The sequence below is a fragment of the Albidovulum sediminicola genome (assembly GCF_025751575.1).
Lineage (GTDB): Bacteria > Pseudomonadota > Alphaproteobacteria > Rhodobacterales > Rhodobacteraceae > Albidovulum > Albidovulum sediminicola.
The window spans coordinates 51525-76766 of record NZ_JAOWLA010000007.1 but is presented as its reverse complement, the minus strand read 5'-3'; the positions used below and the strand labels follow the sequence as shown (position 1 = coordinate 76766).

Here is a 25242-nt window from a genome sequence, read left to right as displayed (position 1 = left end):
ACCTCACTTCGAGCGGCGGCGATAAAGGGTGTCGATGTAGACGGCGACGACAAGGACCGAACCGACGACGATCTGCTGGACGGCCGCGTCGAAGCCGATCAGAACCATGCCCGTCTGGAGCGACTGCATGACGAAGGCGCCAAGGATCGCGCCGTAGATCGTGCCGATGCCCCCGGCAAGCGAGGTGCCCCCGATGACGGCCGCGGCGATCACGTAAAGCTCGTCCAGCGTGCCCAGCGCATTGGTCGCCGAGTTCAGGCGCGCGGAGGCCACGACCGCGGACAACCCCGCAAGCGTTCCCATCAGCGCAAAGATCTTGACCGTCATCCAGCGGGTGTTGATCCCGGCAAGCTCGGCGGCGTCGGGGTTCCCGCCCATGGCGTAGACATAGCGGCCAAAGCGCGTGCGGGTGGAGATGAAGGTCATCACCATGGCCACCGCGACAAGGATCAGCACCGGAATGGCGAAACCATGCGAGATGAAGAGCCCGCCCTCGGGAATCTCGATCCCGCTCGCGTCGGCATATTGCTTCACGATGCCTTTCGGCCAGGGATAGGAATTGACCAGGACCGTCGCGCCCAGGATCAGCGCGCAGCCCGCGCCGGCCAGGAAATACTCGGCCCAGACCGGGCGCAGGGGGAATTCAAACTTCTTGCGCTGGCGCCGTCCGTTCAGGATCAGCCCGATCACGCCCGCGCAACCTGCGAGCCCGACGATCCAACTGCCCGTGGCGCCGATGGCGCCGTAGGGCCCGCCGCCCAGAAGGGCAAAGGTCGAATCCACGGGCGAAATCGTCTCGCCGCGCGCCACAAGGAAGGCCGCGCCGCGCCAGACCAGAAGCCCGCCCAGCGTGACGATGAAGGCGGGTATCTTGCGGTAGCCGATCAGCCAGCCGTGGAAGGCGCCGATCAGCGCGCCAGTGATCATGCCCGCGATCACCGCGATGATCCAGATCAGCGGATGGCCCAGCCCAAGCACCTTGGGCAGGCCGTAGACCTGCACGACCCCCATGATGGTCGCGGTGAAGCCCAGCATGGATCCGACGGAGAGGTCGATGTTGCGGGTGACGATCACCAGAACCATGCCGCAGGCCATGATCCCGATGGAGGCGGTCTGCACCGACAGGTTCCACAGGTTCCGCGGCGTGAGGAAGGCGCCGTAGCCGTTCACGAAGTGACCATAAAGGTGAAAGCCGATCCAGATCGCCAGGAGAGCCCCCGCCATGCCCAGCAGGCGGGTGTCGATCTCGGTCGCGCGCAGGAAGCGCGTCAGGGCGCCCTCCTCGCGGCCGGCGGTCGATGTGATGGGTTTCGAAGAAGAATCTGACACGGTCCGTGCTCCTTCAGGGGCGACGCCGCTACGGCAGGCCGAGGTTGTCGGACGGGCGCGGCCCTCCGCGTCCTTGCGGCGGCCGGCGGATGCGACCGGGGCGCCGGCACCGGGCCGGCACCCCGAAAAAGGCTTACTGACAGGCCGCCACGTCGGCCATCGCGCCCTCGCAGGCCTGCTCTTTCGAGATATGGCCAGCGTCGATCACGACGTTCAGGTTATCCTTGGTGACAGGGGTCGGCGCGAGGAAGATCGCGCTCATCTCGACGCCCTTCTCACCGCCGGACCACTTCACGGCGCCTTCGACCGCGTCCATGGCCGCGCCGCCCGCAAGCGCCACGGCGATCTCGCCCGCCGCCTTGCCAAGCTGGCGGCTGTCCTTCCAGACCGAAACAGTCTGGCTGCCGCGCGCCACACGGTTCAGCGCGGCAAGGTCGCCGTCCTGACCGCCGACCGGGATGGTCATGCCCTGCGCCGAAAGCGCCGCGATCACACCGCCGGCCATGCCGTCGTTTTCCGCCAGAACCGCGTCCACCGCGTTGTTGTTGGCGGTCAGGATCTGCTCCATGTTCTTCTGGGCGTTTTCGGGCTTCCAGCCGTCCGAGAACGCCTCGCCCACGATCTTGATCGCGCCGGATTTCACCTTGTCGCCGATCACTTCCATCATGCCTTCCAGCAGGAACTGCGCGTTCGGATCGCCCGGATCACCCTTGATGATCGCGTAATTGCCGTCACCGGCGACGCCCGACACGGTTTCGGCGATGATGCGGCCGACGCCCTTGTTGTCGAAGGTCAGGTAGAAGGCGCGCGGATCCTCGATCAGGCGGTCATAGCCGATGACGGGGATACCCTCGGCCGCGGCCATATCGACGGCGGGTCCGATCGCGTCCTTGTCCATCGCCAGGATAATCAGCGCGTTCGCGCCCTGCGCGATCAGCGCCTCCACATCCGTGAGCTGCTTGGCCGCCGAGGCCTGCGCGTCAGCCGAGACATAGGAGGCACCGGCCGCCTCCAGCGCGCCCTTGATTGCGGCCTCATCCGTCTTCCAGCGCTCTTCCTGGAAATTCGACCAGCTGACCCCGACCGTGATGTCCTGCGCGAAGACCGGCGAGGTCATGCAGGTCGCCAGCATCGCCGCGGCGAGAAGCGTTCTTCTCTTCATTGATATCCTCCCTGGGTGTTGGCCCATCCTCAAGAGCCATACCGGCAGATTCGCCGGAACGCAGACAGATTAGCCAAATTAATTCGGTTGTCAAAATAATATTATCACGCAATACTGGAATTCCGGCGAGAAACGGCAGCATAAGCATACCTGGCCGCGTGGATCGGCGAGAGATAAGCGAAGAATCCTCTCTTTTACTTTGGTGGCAAAAACAAATGACCGATGACACCGAAAAAGGTGATGCGGGTCGGACCGATCCCGGAGGGATGGCGCGCCGTGGCTGCGGGCCGCTGATCGCACCGCTGTCGGAATCGATGCGCCCGCTGCGCCAGCAGATCTTCGAACGCGTTCGGGCCGGTGGGCTCATGCCGCGCGTCCAGGTCGCGAAGGAGCTCGGGATCAGCCCCGCCTCGGTCACGACGCTGACATCGGAGCTGATCGAGGCCGGATATCTGGAGGAGGTCGCCGTCCCCCGCGAACCGGGCGACAGCGGGCGGGGAAGACCCCCCGTGGCGCTTGGCGTCCGGGCCGATGCGCATCACGTCGTGGGCGTGAAGCTCTCGGATTCCTTCCACACCGCGGTGGTGGTCGATTTCGCCGGCACCGTCGTCGCCTCGGAGGCCGTCCAGGTCCAGCCCGGCCTTCAGGCACCCGAAACGTTGATCGACGCCTGCCACGCCCTGATCCTGAGCGTGGTCGCCAAGGCGGGGGTCGCGATGGCCTGCATCTCCGCCATCGGCGTCGGCGTCCCGGGCTTCGTCGACAGCGCCCGGGGTCGCATCTTCTGGTCTCCGATCCTGCGCGAGCAAGACTATCCGCTGGCCGAGGCGATCTCTGTTCGTGCCGGGCTTCCGGTGATGCTGGACAATGACGCGAACCTCGTGGCGCTGGCGGAGCTCTGGTACGGTGCGGGACGGGAGATCGCGGATTTCGCGGTCGTCACCATCGAACATGGCGTGGGCATGGGCATGGTCATCAACCACCGGCTTTACCGCGGTTCACAGGGCCTCGGGATGGAGCTTGGCCACACCAAGGTGCAGCTTGACGGCGCGCTCTGCCGCTGCGGCCAGCGCGGCTGCCTTGAGGCCTACGTTGCCGACTACGCGCTCGCGCGCGAGGCGACGACCGCGCTCAACTGGATGCACAAGGCGGGCCAGCCGATGCATGTGCTGATCGAAAGCCTTTACGATCACGCCAAGGCGGGCAACGCCGCCGCGCGTTCGATCTTCCGGCGGGCGGGGCGCTACCTGGCGGTGGGCCTCGCGAATGTCGTCAACCTTTTCGACCCGGCGCTGATCATCCTGTCGGGGGACCGGATGCGCTACGACTATCTTTACGCCGCCGATACGCTGTCAGAGATGGAGAAGCTCGTGCTGAACACCGGCCGCCCCACCCCGCCGATCGAGGTCCACGCCTGGGGCGATCTGCTGTGGGCGCATGGCGCCGCGGCGCTTGCCCTGTCGAGTGTGACCGAGGGCCTTCTGGGCCCTGCGCGCGACATGGCCGCGCAATGAGCCGCTGGCCCCTCCTTCTGTCCGTCCTGGCGGCCCCCGTGGCCGCCGACCCCGTTTTCGTGGATCGTTCTGCGACGCTTCCGGAACGGGTGGTTTATTCCGGCGACTGGGAACATTTCGTCGGCGGCGGCGTGGCGGTCTTGGACTGCAACGGTGACGCGCGGCCCGATATCGTCGCGGCGGGCGGCGAAACCCCGGCGGGGCTTTTCGTCAACGAGACCCCGGCGCCCGGAGCGGATTTCGCCTTCGCCGATGGCGGCTTGATGGAGATAACGGGTACGACCGGCGCCTATCCGCTCGACATCGACGGCGACGGGCACCTGGACCTCGCGGTGCTGCGGGTCGGGCCGGACCTGCTCTTGCGGGGCGACGGGGCCTGTGGCTTTCGCGATGCGACGGCGGACTGGGGCCTGGCCCCCGACGACCGATGGACCACCGCCTTTACCGCCACCTGGGAAAGCGGTCGGGCGCTTCCCACGCTTGTCTTTGGCCACTACGTTGACCGCGCCAACCCCGATGGCCCGTTCGAGGCCTGCGACACCAATACCCTCTACCGGCCCGAGGGCGACCGATATGGTCCGCCAATCACGCTTTCACCCGGCTTCTGTGCGCTGTCGATGCTGATCTCCGACTGGCAGCGCCGGGGCACGCCGGAGCTTCGGATCTCCAATGACCGACACTATTACGTCCGCGGCGGCTACGAGCAGATGTGGCGGCTCGATCCGCTGGCCGAGCGGACCGAGGCCGAGGGCTGGCGCAAGGTGTCGCTTTGGGGCATGGGGATCGCCAGCGGCGACCTGACCGGCGACGGTCTGCCCGAGGTCATGCTGACCTCAATGGGCGACCAGTTGCTGGAGATCAACCGAGGCGACCGGCTGGAGCCCGCGCCCTATGCGATCGGCACCTATGCCCAGCGCCCGTTCCTGGGGGACGACGGGCGCCCTTCCACCGGGTGGCATGCGGAGTTCGGGGATGTCGACAACGACGGTCGGCTCGACCTGTTCATCGCCAAGGGCAATGTCGACCAGATGCCCACGAACGCAATCCACGATCCCAACAACCTGCTGATGCAGCAGCCCGATGGCACCTTCGCCGAAAAGGCCGATGCCGCAGGCGTGGCGACGACCGAGCGGTCGCGGGGCGCGGCGCTTGCCGATTTCGACGGCGACGGCAGGCTTGACCTGGTCGTGATGAACCGCCGGGCTCCGATGGAGCTTTACCAGAACCGAACGGAAGGCACCGGCAACTGGATCGCGGTGGCGCCGCGCATGCCCGCCCCCAACACCCGCGCCATCGGCGCCTGGATCGAGTTGCGCTCGGGCGACCGCGTCCAGTCGCGGGAGGTCACGGTCGGCGGGGGCCACGCGGGCGGACAGGCCGGGCCGGTCCACTTTGGCCTTGGCCCTGCGTCCACGGCAGAGTTGCGGGTGATCTGGCCAGACGGAACCGCAACAGACTGGACCGCCTACGACGCGGGTCAATCCGTTCGCGTCGATTACTGAGGCCCTAGCGTTCGACCGGCAGGCCGCTCGGTACGGTATCAGGAATGCCCAACCGTCCCGCGATCGACAGCGGGTCGGTCAGGCTGCCGAGAAAGGCCATCAGGTCGTCCAACTCGTCGGCACTTAGGGCAACGGCGGGCGTCTGGACCGATCCCGAAATCGCCGCCCGCTCCGCCGGGTCCTCCAGCGGTGCGAAATCTGGTTTGGCGGGCGCGAACGGAGACAGGACCGCCTCCGGTCGATAGCTTTCCAGCGCAGCTTTCGGGTCCAGATGCGCCTCGACGAAGCGGCGCAGGTCGGAATAGGCGCCCGTGTGCCCCCAGGGTCCGGTCGCTGCCACGTTGCGCAGGGGCGGCGTGCGGAAGGCATAGGCATCCCCTGCCCGGCCCGTGACCCGCATGCGGCCGACGTCCTTCTGATGGCTTTCGAACCGCTCCGCCTTGCCTGGACCGATCTGCGGCTGGCCCATCGCGTGAAAGCCCATGTCCGACAGAAGCGGGCCGGAATGGCACGCGCCGCACCCCGCCTTGCCGAAGAACAGCGCCGCCCCCCGTGCCGCCGCAGGCTCCAGTTCTGTCCCGCCGCGCAGGAAGCGGTCGAAGGGGCTGTCGTCGGCGCGCCACTCGAAGCTCATGAAGGCTGCGATGGCGTTGGAGATATCGGTGAAATGGACCGGCCGCCCGGCGGCGATTTCCGGATAGACCGCACGGAACGCCTCCCCGTAGGCCGGGATCGCTGCCACGCGGGCGGCGATCGCATGCCACGCGCCGCCGTCGCCGGTCAGGCGCCCCTGGCGGACGAGCCTGGAGATGTCGTTTTCCTGATAGTGCCCGGCCATTTCGTCGGGCGACAGCACGGGAAACATTGTCTGTGCCGAAAGAAGGTTCGCGAAGCCCGCGACCATCTCGTCCTCAAGGGGCGTGCGGAATCCGGTCGGACGCGACGGGTCGACCTCGATCCGCCCGTCCGCGAAGAGCGCCGTCATCTGCCGCGCGCCCATGTTGAAAAGCGGCGGGGCGTTGCGCGGGATGCGCTGTTCGGGAAGGTTCGCGGGATCGGGCCTGCGGTCCGGGCCCAGGCCGATGCCGCCCTCGCCCAGACCCAGCGACAGCCCGTCGCCGGTGGCGAAGCGCGGGTGATGACAGCTTGCGCAGGAGATGTTGCGGTTGCCCGACAGCACCGGGTCGAAGAACAGAAGCTGTCCCAGCCGCACCTCGTCCATCATGGCGGGCGGGTAGTCCTGATCCGTGAGAGGTTGCGGCAGGTCTCCGGCCCCCGCACCGGACGGGACCAGAAGCATCAGGGCAAGGATTGGTCCACGCATGTCATCGCCTCCCGTTAGCGCAAGCATCGGGCTTCACCCGGCAAGGTCAAGGGGGATCAGGAGGCCAGCCGCAAGCTGGGGTCCCCCAGCGCCTCACGCAGGGCCATCAGGTCCGTCGGCCGGCGGCCCGTGAACCGCTCGAACGCCGCGATCCCCTGGAAGAAGAAAAGCTCCCACCCCGACAGAAAACGGGCACCTGCGGCCAGCGCCTGGTCGCGGAACGGCGTCGTGACAGGTGTGTAGACGGCATCGAAGGCCCATCCGCCCGCCGGAAACGCGCCCTCGGCCACCGGCGAGCCGGGGTAGCCGTCCATCCCCAAGGGTGTCGCATTCACGACGCCATCGGCGCGCGCCAGCGCCTCGGCCCCGGCAAGGCGCACACGGGTGTCGCCAGGCGGTGTCAGTGCCGCCTGAAGCGCCCCGGCCCGCGCCGGGTCGGTGTCGATCAGCGCGATCTCCTCCGCGCCAAGTGCGCAAAGTCCGAAGGCGATGGCGCGTCCGGCACCCCCGGCCCCGATCAGCGCGACACGGCCCGGCCGAGCGGCGCCGAACGCGTTGCGATAGGCTGCGACGAAGCCTGAAAAGTCGGTGTTGAATCCGAGGGGGCCGACCTTGGTGAACAGCACCGTGTTGACCGAACCGATCCGGGCGATGGCGGGGTCATCGACCCGGACCAGCGGCACCACGCGTTCCTTGTAGGGCAAGGTGACGTTCACGCCGACAAGACCATCGGCACGGCAAGCCTCGAAAACCTCCGGGAAGCTCATGCCCATCGCGGGCGGAATGAATAGATCGTAGCGGACATCCAGCCCGGTCATCGCGCCCGCGATCCTGTGCAGGTCAGGCGAGCGGGAGGTCCGGATGTTGTCGCCGATCAGGCCCAGGCGGATCGTAGGCATGGGCTCAGCCTTCGTAGCCCGCAAGGCGCGGCAGGAAGAGGACGATGCCGGGCACCAGGATCATGACCAGAAGCGCCGCGACCAGAACCCCCAGGAAGGGCCAGACCTCGGCGATGATCTCGCGCAGGGATATCCCGGTGACGGCGTTGATCACGAAGAGCAGGATCCCATAGGGCGGCGTGATCAGGCCGATCATGCAGTTGACCACCGCGATCACCCCGAAATGGACAAGGTCGATCCCAAGGTTCTGGCAGGTGGGCAAAAACAGCGGGATGATGACGAGGATGATGGTCGTCGCATCCAGAAAGCAGCCCAAGACCAGCAACAGCAGGTTGACGCAAAGCAGGAACACGAGGGGCTGGACATCGATCGCCACGAGCCAGCCCGCCAGAAGGTTCGGGATGTTCTCGGACGCGACGATGTAGTTCAGGATCAGCGCCCCACCGATCACAAGCCCGACAGCGGCCGAGGAGCGGGCGGATTCGACCAAGATCCCGTAAAACGCCCGCAGCGACAGCGCGCGGTAGAATAGCGCGGCCAGAACCAGCGCGTAGAAGGCCGCGACGGCCGCCGCCTCGGTCGGCGTGGTGACGCCGCCGTAGATGCCGTAAAGCAGGATCGCGGGCATCAGCAGCGCGGGAAAGGCATTGGCCGTCTTGCGCGGCAGCGCCCTGAGGGGCACCGGCGCCTCAACCGCGAAACCGCGCCGGTGCGCGAGCCAGGCGTTCATCCCCATCAGCACCGCCCCCATGACCAGCCCGGGCAGGATGCCGCCCAGGAACAGGTAGCCGATGGAGGCGTTGGAGACGAGCGCATAGAGCACCATGGGGATCGAGGGCGGAATGATCGGCCCGATCGTGGCCGAGGCGGCGGTGACCGCCGCCGCGTAGCCGGGCGGAAAGCGCCCGTCCTTGCGCATCATGTCGATGATGATCCGCCCGATCCCCGCTGCGTCCGCCACGGCCGACCCCGACATGCCCGAGAAGATCAGCGAGGCCATGATGTTCACATGGCCCAAGCCACCCCGAAAGCGCCCGACCACCGCCACGCAGAACCCCAGCAGCCGGTCGGAGATGGTGCCCGCGTTCATGATGTTGGCCGCGACGATGAAAAGCGGCACCGCCAGCAGAAGGAAGCTTTGGTAAAGACCGTCCAGAAGGTTCTTGCCGACGATCCCGATCCCCTGCCCGCCCGCGCCGACATAAATGATCGCGGAGACCAGGATCGCGTAGGCGACCGGAACGCCGATGCCGGCGAGCACGAAGAGCGAGCCGAGACAAAGGAGGAACTCGACGCTCATTCCACGCCGCCTTGCGGAAGGTGGTGGCTCTCATCCGTCGCGCCGTGACGCAGGACGGCAACGACACGCCAGAGATAGCGCAGGCCGACCGCCGCCAAGAAGACGAAGTAGATCGAATAGATCGGCAACATCTTGACCGGCAGCGTGGCCGAGGATTTCAGCCGCAGGATCCTCAGCTTGTCCCATGTCGGCCCGATCGAGAGGAGAAGCGCCGCCGCGATGATCGCCGCCCCGATCACCGCCAGCCATTTGCGCACCCCTGGCCGGACCCAAAGGTAGAGGATGTCGAAGGTGACATGGTCGCGGTCCCGGACCACGAAGGCATTACCCCAGAACACGATCCAGAGCCACATCACCAGGCAGAACTCCAGCGTCCAGCCAAAGTGCACCGGATCGACCAGATGACCTAAGCGGGCGATGAACCATTCCGATCCGGCGACGTAGCGGACCGCGATCTGGATCAGGAAGGTCGCGAACATGGCGGCCATCATCAGGGCCGCCACGCCCTCGGTCAGGCGCGCGAAGATCGTGGCAAGCCGTTTCATCGCGCGCCCCTGCCTACCGCCCGATCAGCCGCCGAGCGCGTTGATCTGATCGAGAACGCCGGCGGGCCAGCTGCTGGCGAAATCCGATTCCAGATAGGCCTTTTGCACATGGTCCCGGAAGGCTGCGACATCGGGCTCGTAAACGTCAAGGCCCTGGCCTTCGAGGAAGGACACAAGCTCCCCTTCCTTGGCAAGCTGGTTCTGGCGGCCGAATTCGGCTGCGGCATCGGCGGCTTCCTGCACCTTGGCCTGCTGTTCGGCGCTCATCGCATCCCAGGCGGCCTTGGAAAGCGCGATGTAGTTCAGGTCCACCAGGTGAGAGGTCAGGATGATCTGCTTCGTCACCTCGTAGAACTTGGCGTCCACGACGGTCGGCAGGGGGTTGTCCTGGCCATCGACTGCGCCGGTCTGAAGCGCGGTATAGACCTCGGTGAAGGCCATGGGCGTCGGGTTCGCCCCAAGCGCGCGGCCCAGGAACTGCCAGGCGTCTGAGCCGGGCATGCGCAGGTTGACCCCGGCGAGGTCCGCGGGCGTCATCACCGCGCGCTCCGATTTCGGCATGCGCAGGTTGACCTGGCGGCGACCCAGATACATGACCGAGAGGAGCTTCACACCAAGCTCATCCGCGACCTTCTGCTTGAACGGGTCCATCAGCGGATCGTTGAACACCTTGACCTGGTGTTCCGCGCTTTGATGCACGTAACCGGCAGTGAAGATCGAGAATTCCGGGAAGAAGGTCGCCAGTTCCTGCGCCGAGGTGATCGACATTTCCAGATCGCCCGAGGCGATGGCCTCAAGCTCGGTCCCCTGCTGGAAGAGCGTGCCGTTCCAGTGCGGTTCGAAATCGGCGAAGTCGGCGACCATCGGCCCGAACTTTTCCAGCATGGCGACGGAACGCTGGTCGGTTTCGGACTGAACGGCCGAAAGCCGGAGGCGGATCTTGTCCTGGGCAAAAGCGGGCGCGGCCCCTGCGGCAAGGGCGGCGGTTGCGACGGACAGGAGCGTCCGGCGGGTCAACGTGGCTGTCATCTGTTCCTCCCTGGAATTCGCCCGCCTCCGCGGACGATCATGGCGGGGAAGAATACGAAGAATCCCGATTCAATCAACCAATGAATGCAAATTCATTCTCTGAATTCAGTTTTGCCATATGCAGCAATAATAATCGATTATCATAATTGATGAGACGGGGCCGAACTCATGCTGTGCGCCACTCCCCCTTCGATATGCGTACGCAAGATCGCCTGGGCGCGGGCGACATCGCGGTCCAGCGCCGCCCCGAGCAGCGCGCGATGCTCATTCGCCGCGGTCGCACCACGATAGGTCAGCCGCCGCATCTGGTAACGAAGGTACTTGTCGAAGACGGTTCCGTGGACATCCATCAGCGAGCGCGATCCGCAGGCCCGGATAAGCGCCTGGTGAAATTCCCAGTCGTATTGCTTCCAGGTCTCGCGCACCGACAGGTCGCCTGCGGCCATCCGCTCCTCCATCCGGCTGAGCTTGTGATGGGCGGCAACGATCGCCCCCTCCCATTCCGTGTCACCGGCCTGGATCGACAGGCCAAGCGCATGGCTTTCGACCAGGATGCGCAGATCGGCGATCTCGCGCAGTTCGGCATCGGACATGGTGGCCACGGAAAATCCCCGCTGCCCGGTCGCATCCACCAACCCCTCCGTCACCAGGCGGCTCAGCGCCTCACGGATGGTCGAGACGCTGGCGCCGTAGTCGGCCTTCATCCGCTCCAGCCGCAGCCGCGCACCGGCGTCAAGTTGCCCGAAGATGATGTCGCGGCGGATCGCCCGGTAGACATCCTGCCCAACGAGGCCGGATTCGGTTCTTGGATGCATCGTCCTCTCCCATTGCCGGGCGTTTCCCCCTTGATAGCCGAGAACGCAATTCCGTCATAGCATCCAACACAAAATCGATTAAAGTGGACCTCATGTGACGAAGCGGCCGGAGACCCCGGCAGAGAGGCCCCGGTGCAGGCAAGGACCAGCCCAGCAAAGGCGACCCGTTCAAGCCAGCTGGCGGAAGATATCCGCCAGACGATCCTGAGCGGTCGGATGCAGCCCGGCACCAAGATCAACCTGGACCGGATGCGTGCTGCCTATGGCGTTTCTCTCAGCCCCCTTCGGGAAGCGGTGGCGCGGCTGACCCATACCGGCCTGGTGGCGTTCGAGGACCAGCGCGGCTACCGCATCGCCGGGATCTCGCCCGAAAACCTGGCCGAGGTCACGCGGCTTCGCGTGGAACTGGAAAGCCTCGCCCTGGCCCTCGCCATCGAACGCGCCGGGCTGGAGTGGGAGGCCGAGGTCATGGCTGCGCTCCACCGCCTTACCCGCGCCGACCGAACCCAACCGGACGCCTGGGATGCCGCCTGCACCGCCTTTCACCAGACCCTCGTCGGTGGGGCCGACATGCCGATCCTGTCGGGCACCTGCGGCGTGCTGCTCGGGCTGAACGAACGCTACCGGCGCATTCTTGCAGCCCAACCCAGCGACGATCATGCCGCGATCGCCGAGGCCGCAGCGGTCCGACGCGACGCAGGCCTCGCCCGCGCACTGCTGCGCGATCACATCGAACGCGGCGGCGCCTGTCTTGCGCGGCGTCTGGAAGAATACCGGCCATTGCCGGCACGCCCTGAGACAAACCCACTCGAGGACAAGCCATGACCCAGACCATCTACATCCTGAACGGCCCCAACCTGAACCTGCTCGGCAAGCGCCAGCCGGAAATCTACGGGCACACGACCCTCGCGGATGTGGAGGCCGACTGCGCCGAGGTGGCGAAAGGCTTCGGTCTTGCGGTCACGCTGATGCAGTCGAACCATGAAGGGCAGATCGTCGACTGGATTCACGAGGCGCGCGAAAAGGCCGCCGCCATCGCCATCAATCCCGGCGCGCTGACCCATACCTCGGTCGCGATCCTCGACGCGCTCAACACCTTCGACGGGCCGGTCATCGAGGTCCATATCTCCAACATCCACAAGCGGGAATCCTTCCGCCACCATTCCTACGTCTCGCTGCGCGCCGAGGGCGTGATCGCAGGTTGCGGGGTCGAGGGCTACGCGCTCGCCGTGCGCAGGATCGCCACGCTTCTGGCTCAGTGACGAGAGGCCCGGGGCGGGTCCTGGCGGATTGCGCCACTGCGTAACCTGCCCTTGACGGCCACAGGCGAACCGCCATCACGCCCCGCGCGGGGGCAGGCAGGACTGCATCCGTGCCACCCCCGTGGCGATCCGCCCCTCGTCGATCGAGGAATAACCCATGCGGAAGAAGCGGCAGGGCGAGGGCGGCTGGGAAAAGAACGGCTGACCGGGCTCGACCAGAACGCCGCGTTCGCGGAACCGCTCGTTCAGCGCCGCGCTGTCGATGCCTTCGGGGGCCGCGACCCAAAGGCTCGACCCGCCGTGGCGCGCGGCGCCGAGGATCTCGAAATCCGTCCCTTCCAGCGCGGCGACCAGCGCCTCGCGCCGGCGGCGGAAGGTCTGGCGCAGGCGGACGACATGGGCGTCGTAATGGCCGAGCGCCAGGAAATAGCCGGTGACGCGCTGCATGTGTCCTGGTGCATGGCGCAGCATCATCGCGCGCAGCGCGCGCGCCTCGCGGATGAATTCGGGCGGCGCGACCATGTAGCCGATCCGCAGCCCCGGAAAGAGCGACTTGGAGAAGCTGCCGATATAGATGACCCGCCCCCCGGCATCGAGCGACTTGAGCGCGGGCGAGGGCGGTTCGAGAAAGCTCATCTCGAACTCGTAATCGTCCTCGATCACCAGGAAATCCTGTGCGTCCGCCCGGCGCAGCAACTCCAGCCGGCGCGCGCGGGGCAACGTGGCACCGGTCGGGATGTTGTGGCTGGGCGTCGCGATGACCAGCCCCACGCGGTCCGACAATGCGGCGGGATCAAGCCCCTGCCCATCGACGGGCACATATTCGATCGGCATGCGGGCATAGCTCAGCGCCTCGGCGAAGTCGGGAAAACCCGGGTCCTCGACCGCGGCGGTCCGGTCGGCGCGCGCCAGCAACTGGACCGCGATCCAGACGGCATTCTGCGCCCCCAGGGTGATCAGCACCTCGTCCGCCCCGGCGCGGATCCCCCGGCGCGGCAGCGTATTCTTGCGGATGTAATCGACAAGGACCGGGTCGTCCTGCGTCAGCTGATCGTCGGCGAGCCCGGTGAAGTCCCGCGTTCCAAGCGCGCGGCGCGCGCAGTCGCGCCAGGCGCTGTGGTCGAACAGCTTGGGGTCCACCTGGCCATAGACGAAGGGGAACTCATAGCTGCGCCAGTTCTGCGGCTTCAGGATCTGGCGCCGCCCGCCCAGGCTGCGCGGTAGCCAGTTATCCCAGTTCACCTCGCGCGTGGGAAGCGAACGCGGCGGCTGGTCGATCCGCCGCTGCGGCGCGCGCTCCGACACCACGAAGCCGGAGCGCGGCAGCGCGTCCAGATACCCCCGGGCCACCAGTTCCTGATAGACCAGCGTCACGGTCAGCCGCGAAACCCCGAGATATTCCGCCAGCTTCCGGCTGGAGGGCATGCGGGTGCCGGCACCCGCGCGCGTATCGAGGATCGTCGCGATGATCGAGGTCGCAAGCTGCATCTGCAGCGTCCGCCCGTCCCGGCGATCCACAAAAAACATTTCCGCTGCAATGCGGTCCGCCGAAGACATTCCAACCACCCGATCTGGAACGGTATCTAAGTCACTCTGGATATAACGATCCGGGCGCCGGTCTGACAACGTCCCCCGCAGCCGGGGAGGAAGATTCGGCCCTGCCCTGTCCGCCCCGACACGAGATATCTGCGGCCAAGACCGCAAAAACCGGAGACCACCCCATGAAAATGACCACCGAGGAAGCCTTCGTCAAAGTGCTTCAGATGCACGGGATCGAACATGCCTTCGGCATCATCGGCTCCGCCTTCATGCCGATTTCGGACCTGTTCCCCAGGGCGGGCATCACCTTCTGGGACTGCGCGCACGAAGGCTCGGGCGGGATGATGGCCGACGGCTACACCCGCGCCAGCGGCAAGATGAGCATGATGATCGCCCAGAACGGCCCGGGCATCACCAACTTCGTCACCGCCGTGAAGACCGCCTACTGGAACCACACGCCGCTTCTGCTGGTCACGCCGCAGGCCGCGAACAAGACCATCGGCCAGGGCGGCTTCCAGGAGGTCGAGCAGATGGCCGCCTTCAAGGACATGGTCTGCTACCAGGAAGAGGTCCGCGACCCCACCCGCGTGGCCGAGGTCCTGAACCGCGTGATCATGCAGGCCAAACGCAACAGCGCACCCGCCCAGATCAACATGCCGCGCGACTATTTCACCCAGGTCGTCGACATTGCCCTGCCCGCCATTGTCGAGTTCGAACGCCCCTCCGGTGGCGCCGACGCGCTTGACCGCGCTGCCGAGCTTCTCTCGAACGCGCGCTTCCCGGTGATCCTGAACGGCGCCGGCGTCGTCATCGGTGGCGCAATCCCCGCGTCGCAGGCGCTGGCCGAACGGCTTTCCGCCCCGGTCTGCTGCGGCTACCAGCACAACGACGCGTTCCCCGGTTCGCATCCGCTGCACGCCGGCCCCCTGGGCTACAACGGCTCGAAGGCCGCGATGCAGCTGATCGCCAAGGCCGACGTGGTCCTTTGCCTCGGCACGCGCCTCAACCCGTTCTCCACCCTTCCGGGCTACGGCATCGACTACTGGCCGCGCGAGGCGAAGATCATCCAGGTCGACATCAATCCCGACCGCATCGGCCTGACCAAGCCGGTTAGCGTCGGCATTGTCGGCGACGCGAAGAAGGTCGCGGCCGCGATCCTCGACCGGCTGTCGCCGACGGCGGGCGACGAGGGGCGGCAAGACCGGCTGAACCTGATCTCCACCACCAAGTCGGCCTGGGCGCAGCAACTGTCCTCGATGGATCACGAGGATGACGATCCCGGCACCACCTGGAACCAGCGCGCGCGCGCGGCGAAGCCAGAGTGGATGAGCCCGCGCATGGCCTGGCGCGCGATCCAGTCGGCACTGCCGAAAGAGGCGATCATCTCCTCCGACATCGGCAACAACTGCGCCATCGGCAACGCCTATCCGGCGTTCGAGGCGGGTCGGAAATACCTGGCGCCCGGCCTCTTCGGCCCCTGCGGCTACGGCCTGCCCTCCGTCGTCGGCGCCAAGATCGGCTGCCCGGATGTGCCGGTCGTGGGCTTTTCGGGCGACGGCGCCTTCGGCATCGCGGTGACCGAACTGACCGCCATCGGCCGTCCGGAATGGCCGGCGATCACCCAGATCGTCTTCCGCAACTACCAATGGGGCGCGGAAAAGCGCAACTCGACCCTCTGGTATGATGACAACTTCGTGGGGACCGAACTGGACACCCAGGTGTCCTATGCCGGGATCGCGAAGGCCTGCGGCCTCCAGGGCGTCGTCGCCCGGACGATGGAGGAACTGACCGCCGCGCTGACCAAGGCGATCGAGGACCAGATGAAGCATGGCAAGACCACGCTGATCGAGGCGATGATCAACCAGGAACTGGGCGAACCCTTCCGCCGTGACGCGATGAAGAAGCCGGTCGCGGTGGCGGGCATCGACGCCGCCGACATGCGCCCGCAGCAGGTCTGATCCATGCGCGAAGACCCGGCCCTTGCGCCGATCCTGGTCGCCAATGCCGGGTCTTCGTCACTGAAGGTCCGGGTCTTCGCCGCGACCGGCGAGACCCTTTTCGCCGGGATCGCATCCGAGATCGGCGGCCATTCTCAGTTGACCGCAGGCGGGCGCAGCGAGGCCCTGCCGCTGCCCGACCATGCCGATGCCCTTGCGGCCCTTCTGAGCGCAGCCGAGGCGGGCGGGTTCGACCCGGCTGCCCTTGGCGCGGCCGCGCACCGCGTGGTGCATGGCGGCCCCGATCTTGCGGCCTCGGCCGAACTTACACCCGATGTCCTGGCGCGGGCCGAGGCCGCATCGGCGCTGGCCCCGCTTCACAACCCGCCCGCGCTGGCCGTCATCGCCGCCGTCGCACGGGCCTGGCCGGGCCTGCGGCAAGTCGCGGCCTTCGACACCGCCTTTCACGCGACCATTCCCGAGGTCGGATGGCGCTACGCCCTGCCAGACATCCCGGAAACACGCGGCATCCGCCGCTACGGTTTCCACGGCCTTTCCTACGCGAGCCTCGTCGCGCGCCTGCCATCGGCGACGGGTCTGCCCCTGCCGCGCCGCCTGCTGGCCGCGCATCTGGGCAACGGCGCCAGCATTTGCGCGATCCGCGACGGGCGGTCCGTCGCCACGACGATGGGGTATTCGCCGCTTGGCGGCCTGACCATGGGCACGCGGACCGGCGAGATCGACGGCAACGCGGTGCTGGAGATCGCGCGGCGCAGCGACATCAACCGCGCGGCCCAGATCCTCAACCGCGAAAGCGGTCTGAAGGCCCTGGGCGGCGCCAGCGACATGCGCGCCCTGGAAGCCGCCGGCACGAAAACCGCGGCCTTTGCGATCGACCACTTCATCCACTGGGCAATCCACCAAGCCGGCGCGATGGTCGCCGACATGGGCGGCTGCGACGCGGTGGTCTTCACCGGCGGCATCGGCGAAAACTCCGCCACGGTCCGCGCCGGTATCCTGGGCGGTCTGGCCTATCTTGGCCTGACCTTCGACCCCGAGGCCAACGCGCGCGGTAACCGGCGGCTTGACGCGGCGGGATCGCGCGTTCTGGCGCTCATCCACCCCGCCGATGAAGAAAGCTGGATCGCGGAGGAGGCGCGGCAGGTGATCAGCGGGTCCTGACGCCCTCGGTGCCGGGCGTCACGGCGGAACCACCACCGCGGCGCAAGCGAATCAGCGCGGGCTTCAGCGTCCCGCCGCCCCGAGCGGGACCCGCGCCGACCGCACCGTCGATGATCCCATGCGCCGTCTTGTCCCAATAGAAGGGGCGGCACACGACCTCGTAAATCGCCTTGTAGGATGAAAGCGAGGCGAGCGGCATGTAGAGATGCATCAGCGGAACCCACTTGATCAGGTGGCGATGCTTGCGCCCGCGCAGCGACCAGGCCGCCGAGGCCAGGGTTACGGCCTCGCTCACCATGAACAGCGACCAGAGCGCGGCGAGCCATCCGCTTCCGGCCATCGCAGCCGCCGGATGCGGCAAACCGAGGCTCAGCGCCCAGAACGACCACAGGACCGGCGCAAGCACCGCCTGAGACAGCGAGCCGAGGAACAGGATCTGCACCCCCCAGAAGCCCCGCGCGCCGAGTTCCCGCCAGAGGCGGACCGGATCGCGCATATGGACCGCCCAGGTGATCGCATAGCCCTTCTGCCAGCGGGAGCGTTGGCGGATCCAGGGCAGGACGCGGCAGTTCGGTTCCTCCTCGGTCACGGTCGCGACAAGCTCCGTCCGGTAGCCGTGCCGCGCGAGCCTGAGGCCGAGGTCAGCGTCCTCGGTCACGTTATGCGCATCCCATCCGCCCAGATCCTCAAGCGCCTCCCGCCGGAAAAAGACCGTGGTCCCGCCCAGCGGCACGACGAGGCCCAACCGCGCGAGGCCGGGCAGCATGGCCCTGAACCACGCCGCGTATTCGACGGTGAAGCAGCGGGTCAGCCAGTTGTGGTCGGCGTTGTAGTAGTCGAGCACACCCTGCAGGCAGGCGACCTCCGGCCCCACCTCGGCGAAGCGGCGCACGATCTGGTGGATCTGGCCGGGCTCCGGGGCGTCCTCCGCATCCCAGACCCCGATGATGCGGCCGCGGCAGAAGGCGAGCGCGTAGTTCAGCGCCCGCGGCTTCGTGCGGATCGGCCCGTCGGGCACCAGCACCAGCCGCATCCAGTTCGGAAGCCGCACCCTGGCGAGCGCGGCCTGGGTCTTCGTGTCCACCTCCTCGACGACGAGGACGATATCGAGAAGTTCGCGCGGGTAATCGATCCGGCCAAGCCGCGCGACGAGGCGGGGCGCGATGTCGTCTTCCCGGAACAGTGGCACCATGACCGACACGACCGGCAGGCGGCCGGGCGAGGGCGCCAGGAGCGCGGGGCTTGCGCGCCGAACGGCGCGCCACTCCGCCCAAAAGGCCAGCGCCTTCAGCGCCGTCGTCAGGAACAGCGTGACAATCGCCCAGAGCGCGAACGCGACGAAGACCGGACCTGGGGCAAGCAGGCCGGCCAGCGCGAGGGTGGCAAGTGCCCCCCAGCCCATGAGCGTCGCCCGCGACGAGCCCATTCCCCGGCAACTTTCACGTTCGGGGGTTCGGGTTTCAGCCTTGCGCGCGAGGCTGCGGTCGCGGGAGGAGGCGATCGCCGCGCGCACCGCCCGTTCGGACGCGATGGCGGGAACGCAACGGCCAAAGATCGGCCTAAGATCCTGCCTAAGCCGCGCGAACGCCTCCGGCCGCGCGGTGGCGATGACGGTGACGGCCCCGACCCGGCGCCAAGGGACCACCCCCTCGGCCAGGCAGCGCTCCGCTCCGAAGCTTTCGATCAGGCGCGCGTCGGGGGGAGTGGCCGCCAGATCGACGGCCTCTGCGCCCCACTGCTCGCAAAGCGCGGCGACCAGATCCGCCTCGTCGACCCAGCGATGCGCCAGAAGGATATCCCCCAGCCGAGCCTCTGCGCGGGCCTGAAGGGCGAGCGCACGGAGCATGTGGCCGGGGTCGACGGCGCGGCGATCCAGAAGGATGCGACCCAGCGGGGTACGCTCCGGCCTGGCACAGCGGCGCGGGCCGTCCGAAACCGCCACGGGGCGCGGCAGAGCCACGGACGGCATCGCTGTGTGTCGCGCGATAAGCGGCATCTGCCCCCTCGTCGGTTCGGGGGCATGCTGCGCCGAGGCCGGTTAACGGCCCGTTAACGGCCTCAGGCGGCGCGGCGTGCGCGCATGGCCTGGGCGAACCGCTCGAACAGATAGAAGCTGTCCTGCGGGCCGGGGCTCGCCTCGGGGTGGTGCTGGACCGAAAACACCGGGCGATCGGCAATGCGGATACCGCAGTTCGAGCCGTCGAAGAGGCTGACATGGGTTTCGACCACGCCCGCAGGCAGGGTCTGGCTGTCCACCGCGAAACCGTGGTTCATCGAGGTGATCTCCACCTTGCCGGACTCGAGGTCCTTGACCGGGTGGTTGGCGCCGTGGTGGCCGTGGTTCATCTTGATGGTCTTCGCCCCAAGCGCGAGGGCGAGCATCTGGTGGCCCAGACAAATGCCGAAGACCGGCAGCTCGCGCTCCAGAACGCCTTGGATCATCGGCACGGCATAGGCGCCGGTGGCCGCAGGGTCGCCGGGACCGTTCGACAGGAACACGCCTTCGGGGTTCAGAGCCAGCACCTCTTCTGCGGTCGCCGTCGCGGGAAGCACGGTGACATCGCAACCAGCCGAGGCGAGGCAGCGCAGGATGTTGCGCTTCGCACCGTAGTCGATGGCGACGACGCGCAGGCCCTCGCCCTCGCGCCGCGTGTAGCCCTGCGGCCAGGCCCAGCGGGCCTCATCCCAGCGGTAGCTTTGCACGCAGGTGACATCCTTGGCGAGGTCGAGCCCGACAAGACCCGACCAGGCGCGGGCCTTGGCGACCAGCGCCGCGACATCGAAGTTGCCCGAGGGATCGTGCGCCAGCGCGACATGGGGCGCGCCCTGCTGACGGATCGCACGGGTCAGGCGGCGGGTGTCGAGCCCGCCGATGCCGATCCGCCCGCGGCGGGTAAGCCAACTGGTCAACTCCTCGACCGCGCGCCAGTTCGAGGGCTCGGTCGGGTCCCATTTGACGACCATGCCGGCTGCGACCGGTTCGGCCGCCTCGTCATCCTCGGGGTTGACACCGACGTTGCCGATATGGGGGAAGGTGAAGGTCACGACCTGGCCCGCATAGGAGGGGTCGGTCATGATCTCCTGGTAGCCGGTCATCGCGGTGTTGAAACACAGCTCCGCCACCGTCTCTCCGGTAGCGCCGAAACCGTGGCCGAAGAACAGCGTTCCGTCGGCCAGCGCCAGGCAGGCCGTGGGTCTTGCGGTGGGCTCTTGGCTTTGCGGCATGGCGCGACTCCCGATGCTCAAATCCCGCGGAAACTACGGGGAACCGGCGGTCGTGGTCAAGGGGCTCGGCGTGATTTAGCTTACTCAACGATATCAATGAGTTAAGCAAAAATTGCATGGTTGTATCACGAAAGCGGAGCAGGTAATGTGGGCGCTCGGAACACCATGGGGATGGCACACCGGATGAATATGCGGGACCGGATCGCCGCTGCGCTGAAAGACGCGATGAAATCGCGCGACGCGGATCGGCTGTCGACACTGAGGCTGATCAACGCGGCCATCAAGGATAAGGAAATTGCCCTGCGCGGCGAGGGCGGTGAAGGCGGCGTCGGCGATGCCGAGGTGCTGGCCATCCTTGGCCGCATGGTCAAGCAGCGTCAGGAAAGCGCGCGCGCCTACGAGGAAGGCGGGCGGCTGGAACTGGCGGAGAAGGAACAGGGCGAAATCAAGGTCATCGAGGAGTTCCTGCCTCGTCAACTCAACGACGACGAAGTCGCCGCTGCCATTGACGCCGCCGTCGCCGAGACCGGCGCGGCGACGATCCGGGACATGGGCAAGGTCATGGCCGCGCTCAAGGCCCGCCATACCGGGCAGATGGATTTCGGCGCTGTCGGCCCGCGCGTGAAGGACCGGCTGGGCTGAGGCCTTGGCGATCAGGTTAGCTTGATTCAAGTGGGTGCCGGGGGTGCGCAACGGCGCGGGACGGTCGCATAGCGCTACCGGATCTCGCCCAGCCGTTTGCGCAGCGCTTCCGCCAGTGAGACACGCTCTTCCGGGGTGAGGAAGGCGCCCAGCTCGACCTCCCGCCCGCCACCTTTCAGGGTCAGATACTGCGCGACCGGACCGCCCGTGGCCCGCAGGTTGACGGAAGTCCAGTAGGGGTTGGCCTCCCAGTGGCGCAGGGTCCCGTCGGACTCGCGCCGCCGGATCGCGATGCGCCCAGGCTCCAGCGTCAGAACCTCGCTCACGCTTGCATCGCGCCAGTTTCGGCGGAGCGCCCACCACATGCCCGCGACCGCCGCGATCATGAAGGCCAGCAGAACCCAGAGGATCGCGGTGCCCAGAACCGCGAGCAGCGGAACGGCCAGCATCGCGACCGTCGCCCCGATGAACACGGCAAAGCCCCGCGGCCCGAGCGAGCGGTAGGGCCAGAGATGAAGCTCGGCCGGTGCGTCGCCCGAAACCCCGGGCCGGGTCCATTCATAGGGCATGGGTCAGCGCCGGTTGGGTAAGCGGTGAGAGGGGCTGTCCCCCAAAAGACTGCGGCCCCGGATCGCTCCGGGGCCGCCTTCGTTTTCTGCCGGATCAGTGGGCGTGGCCCTTGTCCCAATCCTCACGCTTCGGGAGCTGTTCGAACGTATGCTCCGGCGGCGGGGACGGAAGGGTCCATTCCAGCGTGTCGGCGTATTCGTTCCAGTAGTTCGCCCGGGTTTCGCGCTTCCCGGCGAGGAGCGTGTAGAACACGATGCCGATGAAGAACACGAAGGAAGCGAAGGAGATGAACGCGCCGATCGACGAGATCTGGTTCCAGTAGGCGAAGGCCTCCGGGTAGTCGATGTAGCGGCGCGGCATGCCCTGGCGGCCCAGGAAGTGCTGCGGGAAGAAGGTCAGGTTCGCACCAATGAACATCGTCCAGAAGTGCAGCTTGCCCGCCCATTCCGGGTACTGACGGCCCGACATCTTGCCCATCCAGTAGTAGATGCCGGCGAAGATCGCGAAGACCGCGCCCAGCGACATCACATAGTGGAAGTGCGCCACGACATAGTAGGTGTCGTGGTAGACCCGGTCCACCGGCGCCTGGCTCAGCACCACGCCGGTCACGCCGCCGACCGTGAAGAGGAACAGGAACCCGAAGGCCCAGAGCATCGGCGTCTTGAACTCGATCGAGCCGCCCCACATCGTCGCGATCCAGGAGAAGACCTTGATGCCGGTGGGCACCGCGATGACCATGGTCGCCAGCATGAAGTAGGACTGCTGCGTCAGCGACATGCCGACGGTGTACATGTGGTGCGCCCAGACGACGAAGCCCAGAACCCCGATGCCCACCATCGCGTAGACCATCGGCAGATAGCCGAAGATCGGCTTCTTCGAGAACGTCGCGATGACGTGGCTGATGATCCCGAAGCCCGGCACGATGATGATGTAGACCTCGGGGTGACCGAAGAACCACAGGATGTGCTGGTAGAGGATCGGGTCACCGCCGCCCGAGGGCGAGAAGAAGGTGGTTCCGAAGTTGCGGTCGGTCAGCAGCATGGTGATCGCGCCCGCGAGAACCGGCAGCGACAGCAGGATCAGCCAGGCGGTGACGAACACGGACCAGGCGAACAGCGGCACCTTGTGCAGCGTCATGCCCGGCGCGCGCATGTTCAGGAAGGTCGTGATGATGTTGATCGCGCCCAGGATCGAGGAGGCGCCCGAGACGTGCACCGCAAAGATCGCGAGGTCCATGGCGAAGCCGCCCTCAGCGGTCGTCGTCAGCGGCGGGTAAAGCACCCAGCCCACGCCCGCGCCAGCGCCCAGCCCCTCGGTCAGGCTGCCGTTGCCGCCCGGTGCCAGCATCGAGGCGACGCCCAGCGAGGTGCCCGCGACGTAGAGCCAGTAGCTGAGGTTGTTCATCCGCGGGAAGGCCATGTCCGGCGCACCGATGTGCAGCGGCATGAAATAGTTGCCGAAGCCGCCGAACAGCGCCGGGATGACCACGAAGAACATCATCAGAACGCCGTGATAGGTGATCATCACGTTCCAGAGGTGCCCGTTCGGGGTGCAGGCCTCAGCCGGATTGGCGATCATACGCGCGCCTTCCTGGCACATGTACTGGACGCCCGGCTCCATCAGCTCCAGCCGCATGTAGACGGTGAAGACGACGGAGATGAACCCCACGGCGGCAGCCGTGAAGAGGTAAAGGATGCCGATATCCTTGTGATTGGTCGACATGAACCAGCGGGTAAAGAACCCCGGGTGTCCATGTTCGCCGTGGCCATGTACGGCTGCGTCGGCCATGCTGTTCTCCCATTCCATTCGCGAGACGCAGGTCTCCCACCCGCGCTTAGCTACATGCCCGTAATAATTGGCACGTTTGGAATGGGCAATCGCAGATACCGGGGTGAGGCAGGAAAAATTGCCTCACCCCCTTGTCAGGCGTCGATTACTGGACCACGGACGCGAGATAGGCCGCGAGATCGTCCTGATCATCCTTCAGCTTGAAGGTCATCTTGCTCTTCGCACCGTCGTTGCCGGTCTTTTCCTTGACCCAGGCAGAGGGGTCGGTGATGAAGGCGGCCACTTCAACCTCGTCCCAGACCAGGCCCGATTCTCCGGCCGCGACCATGTCGGCGCTGTATTTGAAGTCGGCCGAGGCGACCGCGCGGCCGATCACGCCGTAAAGGTTCGGCCCGGTCTTGCCGCCCTTCTGGATCTCGGTCCCGTCGTCGGCGATGATCGCGTGGCAGGCCTTGCATTTCTTGAACTGGGCCTCGCCCTCGGCGGCGTCGCCATCGGCCAGCACCGGGCCGGCCACCGAAAGGGTCGCGATTGCGGCAATGAGAATGGATTTCATTTCGGGTCCTCGGTTGTTGTTGCTTGCGATCTGATAGGGTTTTCCGGTCGCTTCTACCATGCGACGGTCGGACGCGACTTGCGATAAGTCAAGCCGGTCCACATGGTGGCCCGCGCCTCTGGGCCTGTTTTACAGGCCGCGCGGCCCTGGGTGCTTGCGCGTTCACTCGACCGCAACCGCCGATTGTGATACCCTGCATTTGTTTGAAACGCGCATCTCGTGGCTTCGCCTCATGGGGAAGGAAAACCTATGTTCAAACGCGCTTCGATGCTCATGATGATGTTGTGCGCCCTTGCGGCCTGTTCGCCCACTCCGACCGAGGACGCGGCACCCGAGCTGACCGGTGGTCATCTTCAGCCGAACCACAGCCTCGCGACCGACGACTAACTGCACCTTGTCCCGACGGCCCGGGAGATACCCCGCAATCAGCGGCTTTGGTCAACTGACTTTTCAAACGGTCAGAACGTGCGCTCGAACGCGGCCTTCAGGGCGACATCGAGATCGTGCATCGTGACGGGCAGGCCGAGGTCGACCAGGCTCGTCACCCCGTGCTCATGGATGCCGCAGGGCACGATGCCGCCGAAGTGATCCAGATCCGGCTCCACGTTGATCGATATGCCGTGGAAGCTGATCCAGCGGCGCAGCTTGATGCCGATGGCGGCGATCTTGTCCTCCCGCACCGAGCCATCGGCGTTCAGGCCCTTTTCGGGGCGGCGGACCCAGACGCCCACCCGGCCCTCGCGGATTTCTCCGACGACGTTGAACTCCGCCAGGGTCGCGATCACCCAGCTTTCGAGGCGGTGAACGAAAGCGCGCACATCGCGGCCGCGCCGGTTGAGGTCAAGCATGACATAGGCCACGCGCTGGCCGGGCCCATGGTAGGTGTATTGCCCGCCCCGCCCGGCCACATGGACCGGGAAGCGGCCCGGATCGATCAGATCCTCGGCCCGCGCGGAGGTGCCCGCAGTATAAAGCGGGGGGTGCTCCAAGAGCCAGATCGCCTCGGTCGCACGGCCTTCGTGCATGGCCGCGACGCGCGCCTCCATCTCGGCCAGGGCGGCCTCGTAGGGGACGAGACCCTGGCTTTCGATCCATTCGACCATGCATTCCCCCCGCGGTCTT

Annotated in this window: 23 protein-coding genes; 8 read left to right on the top strand and 15 right to left on the bottom strand. The window is 66.6% G+C overall.

Translation table 11 applies throughout. The features are described from left to right. Positions 1-3: 3 nt before the first annotated feature. A complete protein-coding gene (locus OE647_RS08995; RefSeq protein ID WP_263721393.1) occupies positions 4-1329 on the bottom strand; it encodes a sugar ABC transporter permease in 1326 nt (441 codons plus the stop codon). A gap of 133 nt (positions 1330-1462) precedes the next feature. Continuing rightward, entirely contained in the window at positions 1463-2491 is a 1029-nt protein-coding gene (locus OE647_RS08990; protein ID WP_412174937.1) for a substrate-binding domain-containing protein, read from the bottom strand. A 266-nt stretch (positions 2492-2757) separates the two neighbouring features. On the opposite strand from OE647_RS08990, the gene OE647_RS08985 reads away from it, so the two are divergent. Both OE647_RS08985 and OE647_RS08980 read left to right on the top strand, forming a co-directional pair. Further along, complete coding sequence (locus OE647_RS08985; RefSeq protein WP_263721520.1) at positions 2758-4005, top strand: ROK family transcriptional regulator; 1248 nt, start codon at positions 2758-2760, stop codon at positions 4003-4005. Beyond that, positions 4002-5507 carry a CRTAC1 family protein gene (locus OE647_RS08980; RefSeq protein WP_263721392.1) on the top strand — a complete coding sequence of 502 codons (1506 nt, stop codon included), beginning with the start codon at positions 4002-4004 and terminating at the stop codon, positions 5505-5507. Before OE647_RS08985 ends, OE647_RS08980 begins: the two co-directional genes overlap by 4 nt. 4 nt (positions 5508-5511) lie before the next feature. On the opposite strand, the gene OE647_RS08975 is transcribed toward OE647_RS08980, so the two are convergent. The 6 genes from OE647_RS08975 to OE647_RS08950 all read right to left on the bottom strand — a co-directional run bounded on the left by OE647_RS08975 (position 5512) and on the right by OE647_RS08950 (position 11419). Then, the gene (locus OE647_RS08975) at positions 5512-6831 is read right to left on the bottom strand and encodes a cytochrome-c peroxidase (RefSeq protein WP_263721391.1); all 1320 of its coding nucleotides are present in this window, start codon (positions 6829-6831) and stop codon (positions 5512-5514) included. 56 nt (positions 6832-6887) lie between these two features. Next, positions 6888-7730 carry a shikimate dehydrogenase family protein gene (locus OE647_RS08970; RefSeq protein ID WP_263721390.1) on the bottom strand — a complete coding sequence of 281 codons (843 nt, stop codon included), beginning with the start codon at positions 7728-7730 and terminating at the stop codon, positions 6888-6890. A 4-nt stretch (positions 7731-7734) separates the two neighbouring features. Continuing rightward, positions 7735-9030 (bottom strand): TRAP transporter large permease, encoded by a 1296-nt coding sequence (locus OE647_RS08965; RefSeq protein WP_263721389.1) that lies wholly within the window; start codon positions 9028-9030, stop codon positions 7735-7737. Continuing rightward, positions 9027-9575: a TRAP transporter small permease gene (locus OE647_RS08960; RefSeq protein WP_263721388.1), complete on the bottom strand. Its 549-nt coding sequence runs from the start codon at positions 9573-9575 to the stop codon at positions 9027-9029. The genes OE647_RS08965 and OE647_RS08960 overlap by 4 nt, the downstream gene beginning before the upstream one ends. 24 nt (positions 9576-9599) lie before the next feature. Further along, entirely contained in the window at positions 9600-10604 is a 1005-nt protein-coding gene (locus tag OE647_RS08955) for a sialic acid TRAP transporter substrate-binding protein SiaP (RefSeq protein WP_263721387.1), read from the bottom strand. A 140-nt stretch (positions 10605-10744) separates the two neighbouring features. Then, positions 10745-11419, bottom strand: coding sequence for a GntR family transcriptional regulator (locus OE647_RS08950; RefSeq protein ID WP_263721386.1), 675 nt, complete (start codon positions 11417-11419; stop codon positions 10745-10747). 132 nt (positions 11420-11551) lie between these two features. Here OE647_RS08950 and OE647_RS08945 point away from each other — a divergent pair, with 132 nt between their 5' ends. Both OE647_RS08945 and aroQ read left to right on the top strand, forming a co-directional pair. Then, entirely contained in the window at positions 11552-12244 is a 693-nt protein-coding gene (locus OE647_RS08945; protein ID WP_263721385.1) for a GntR family transcriptional regulator, read from the top strand. Then, complete coding sequence (gene aroQ, locus OE647_RS08940) at positions 12241-12681, top strand: type II 3-dehydroquinate dehydratase (protein ID WP_263721384.1); 441 nt, start codon at positions 12241-12243, stop codon at positions 12679-12681. Before OE647_RS08945 ends, aroQ begins: the two co-directional genes overlap by 4 nt. Before the next feature lie 75 nt (positions 12682-12756). Here the strand turns inward: aroQ and pdxR are convergent, their stop codons facing one another. Beyond that, complete coding sequence (pdxR, locus tag OE647_RS08935; RefSeq protein ID WP_263721383.1) at positions 12757-14169, bottom strand: MocR-like pyridoxine biosynthesis transcription factor PdxR; 1413 nt, start codon at positions 14167-14169, stop codon at positions 12757-12759. A 233-nt stretch (positions 14170-14402) separates the two neighbouring features. On the opposite strand from pdxR, the gene xsc reads away from it, so the two are divergent. Continuing rightward, on the top strand, positions 14403-16178 hold the full coding sequence (gene xsc, locus OE647_RS08930; RefSeq protein WP_263721382.1) for a sulfoacetaldehyde acetyltransferase: 1776 nt from the start codon (positions 14403-14405) through the stop codon (positions 16176-16178). Between the two features lie 3 nt (positions 16179-16181). Further along, positions 16182-17339, top strand: coding sequence for an acetate/propionate family kinase (locus OE647_RS08925; RefSeq protein ID WP_263721381.1), 1158 nt, complete (start codon positions 16182-16184; stop codon positions 17337-17339). On the opposite strand, the gene OE647_RS08920 is transcribed toward OE647_RS08925, so the two are convergent. After that, a complete protein-coding gene (locus tag OE647_RS08920; RefSeq protein WP_263721380.1) occupies positions 17326-19308 on the bottom strand; it encodes a glycosyltransferase in 1983 nt (660 codons plus the stop codon). The genes OE647_RS08925 and OE647_RS08920 overlap by 14 nt on opposite strands. A gap of 89 nt (positions 19309-19397) precedes the next feature. Beyond that, complete coding sequence (carA, locus tag OE647_RS08915; protein ID WP_263721379.1) at positions 19398-20564, bottom strand: glutamine-hydrolyzing carbamoyl-phosphate synthase small subunit; 1167 nt, start codon at positions 20562-20564, stop codon at positions 19398-19400. A gap of 183 nt (positions 20565-20747) precedes the next feature. Here carA and OE647_RS08910 point away from each other — a divergent pair, with 183 nt between their 5' ends. Continuing rightward, a complete protein-coding gene (locus OE647_RS08910; protein ID WP_263721378.1) occupies positions 20748-21206 on the top strand; it encodes a GatB/YqeY domain-containing protein in 459 nt (152 codons plus the stop codon). Between the two features lie 74 nt (positions 21207-21280). Here the strand turns inward: OE647_RS08910 and OE647_RS08905 are convergent, their stop codons facing one another. The 3 genes from OE647_RS08905 to OE647_RS08895 form a co-directional block, all read right to left on the bottom strand. Continuing rightward, positions 21281-21775, bottom strand: coding sequence for a DUF2244 domain-containing protein (locus OE647_RS08905; RefSeq protein WP_263721377.1), 495 nt, complete (start codon positions 21773-21775; stop codon positions 21281-21283). A 94-nt stretch (positions 21776-21869) separates the two neighbouring features. Continuing rightward, a complete protein-coding gene (ctaD, locus tag OE647_RS08900) occupies positions 21870-23564 on the bottom strand; it encodes a cytochrome c oxidase subunit I (protein WP_263721376.1) in 1695 nt (564 codons plus the stop codon). A 145-nt stretch (positions 23565-23709) separates the two neighbouring features. Then, the gene (locus OE647_RS08895; protein WP_263721375.1) at positions 23710-24120 is read right to left on the bottom strand and encodes a c-type cytochrome; all 411 of its coding nucleotides are present in this window, start codon (positions 24118-24120) and stop codon (positions 23710-23712) included. A 249-nt stretch (positions 24121-24369) separates the two neighbouring features. On the opposite strand from OE647_RS08895, the gene OE647_RS08890 reads away from it, so the two are divergent. After that, on the top strand, positions 24370-24507 hold the full coding sequence (locus OE647_RS08890) for a hypothetical protein (protein WP_263721374.1): 138 nt from the start codon (positions 24370-24372) through the stop codon (positions 24505-24507). Between the two features lie 71 nt (positions 24508-24578). Here OE647_RS08890 and lipB read toward each other — a convergent pair whose 3' ends face one another. After that, complete coding sequence (lipB, locus tag OE647_RS08885) at positions 24579-25223, bottom strand: lipoyl(octanoyl) transferase LipB (protein WP_263721373.1); 645 nt, start codon at positions 25221-25223, stop codon at positions 24579-24581. Between the last annotated feature and the right edge of the window lie 19 nt (positions 25224-25242).

Bases quoted from the DNA above. Each gene is read 5' to 3' on its own strand.
- OE647_RS08965 (WP_263721389.1), bottom strand. From the start codon at position 9,030: ATGAGCGTCGAGTTCCTCCTTTGTCTCGGCTCGCTCTTCGTGCTCGCC.
- OE647_RS08955 (WP_263721387.1), bottom strand. From the start codon at position 10,604: ATGACAGCCACGTTGACCCGCCGGACGCTCCTGTCCGTCGCAACCGCC.
- OE647_RS08920 (WP_263721380.1), bottom strand. From the start codon at position 19,308: ATGCCGTCCGTGGCTCTGCCGCGCCCCGTGGCGGTTTCGGACGGCCCG.
- OE647_RS08895 (WP_263721375.1), bottom strand. From the start codon at position 24,120: ATGAAATCCATTCTCATTGCCGCAATCGCGACCCTTTCGGTGGCCGGC.
- OE647_RS08890 (WP_263721374.1), top strand. From the start codon at position 24,370: ATGTTCAAACGCGCTTCGATGCTCATGATGATGTTGTGCGCCCTTGCG.
- ctaD (WP_263721376.1), bottom strand. From the start codon at position 23,564: ATGGCCGACGCAGCCGTACATGGCCACGGCGAACATGGACACCCGGGG.
- xsc (WP_263721382.1), top strand. From the start codon at position 14,403: ATGAAAATGACCACCGAGGAAGCCTTCGTCAAAGTGCTTCAGATGCAC.
- OE647_RS08990 (WP_412174937.1), bottom strand. From the start codon at position 2,491: ATGAAGAGAAGAACGCTTCTCGCCGCGGCGATGCTGGCGACCTGCATG.
- OE647_RS08905 (WP_263721377.1), bottom strand. From the start codon at position 21,775: ATGCCCTATGAATGGACCCGGCCCGGGGTTTCGGGCGACGCACCGGCC.
- OE647_RS08925 (WP_263721381.1), top strand. From the start codon at position 16,182: ATGCGCGAAGACCCGGCCCTTGCGCCGATCCTGGTCGCCAATGCCGGG.
- OE647_RS08950 (WP_263721386.1), bottom strand. From the start codon at position 11,419: ATGCATCCAAGAACCGAATCCGGCCTCGTTGGGCAGGATGTCTACCGG.
- OE647_RS08970 (WP_263721390.1), bottom strand. From the start codon at position 7,730: ATGCCTACGATCCGCCTGGGCCTGATCGGCGACAACATCCGGACCTCC.
- OE647_RS08980 (WP_263721392.1), top strand. From the start codon at position 4,002: ATGAGCCGCTGGCCCCTCCTTCTGTCCGTCCTGGCGGCCCCCGTGGCC.
- lipB (WP_263721373.1), bottom strand. From the start codon at position 25,223: ATGGTCGAATGGATCGAAAGCCAGGGTCTCGTCCCCTACGAGGCCGCC.
- OE647_RS08910 (WP_263721378.1), top strand. From the start codon at position 20,748: ATGAATATGCGGGACCGGATCGCCGCTGCGCTGAAAGACGCGATGAAA.
- carA (WP_263721379.1), bottom strand. From the start codon at position 20,564: ATGCCGCAAAGCCAAGAGCCCACCGCAAGACCCACGGCCTGCCTGGCG.
- OE647_RS08985 (WP_263721520.1), top strand. From the start codon at position 2,758: ATGGCGCGCCGTGGCTGCGGGCCGCTGATCGCACCGCTGTCGGAATCG.
- OE647_RS08960 (WP_263721388.1), bottom strand. From the start codon at position 9,575: ATGAAACGGCTTGCCACGATCTTCGCGCGCCTGACCGAGGGCGTGGCG.
- OE647_RS08975 (WP_263721391.1), bottom strand. From the start codon at position 6,831: ATGCGTGGACCAATCCTTGCCCTGATGCTTCTGGTCCCGTCCGGTGCG.
- pdxR (WP_263721383.1), bottom strand. From the start codon at position 14,169: ATGCAGCTTGCGACCTCGATCATCGCGACGATCCTCGATACGCGCGCG.
- aroQ (WP_263721384.1), top strand. From the start codon at position 12,241: ATGACCCAGACCATCTACATCCTGAACGGCCCCAACCTGAACCTGCTC.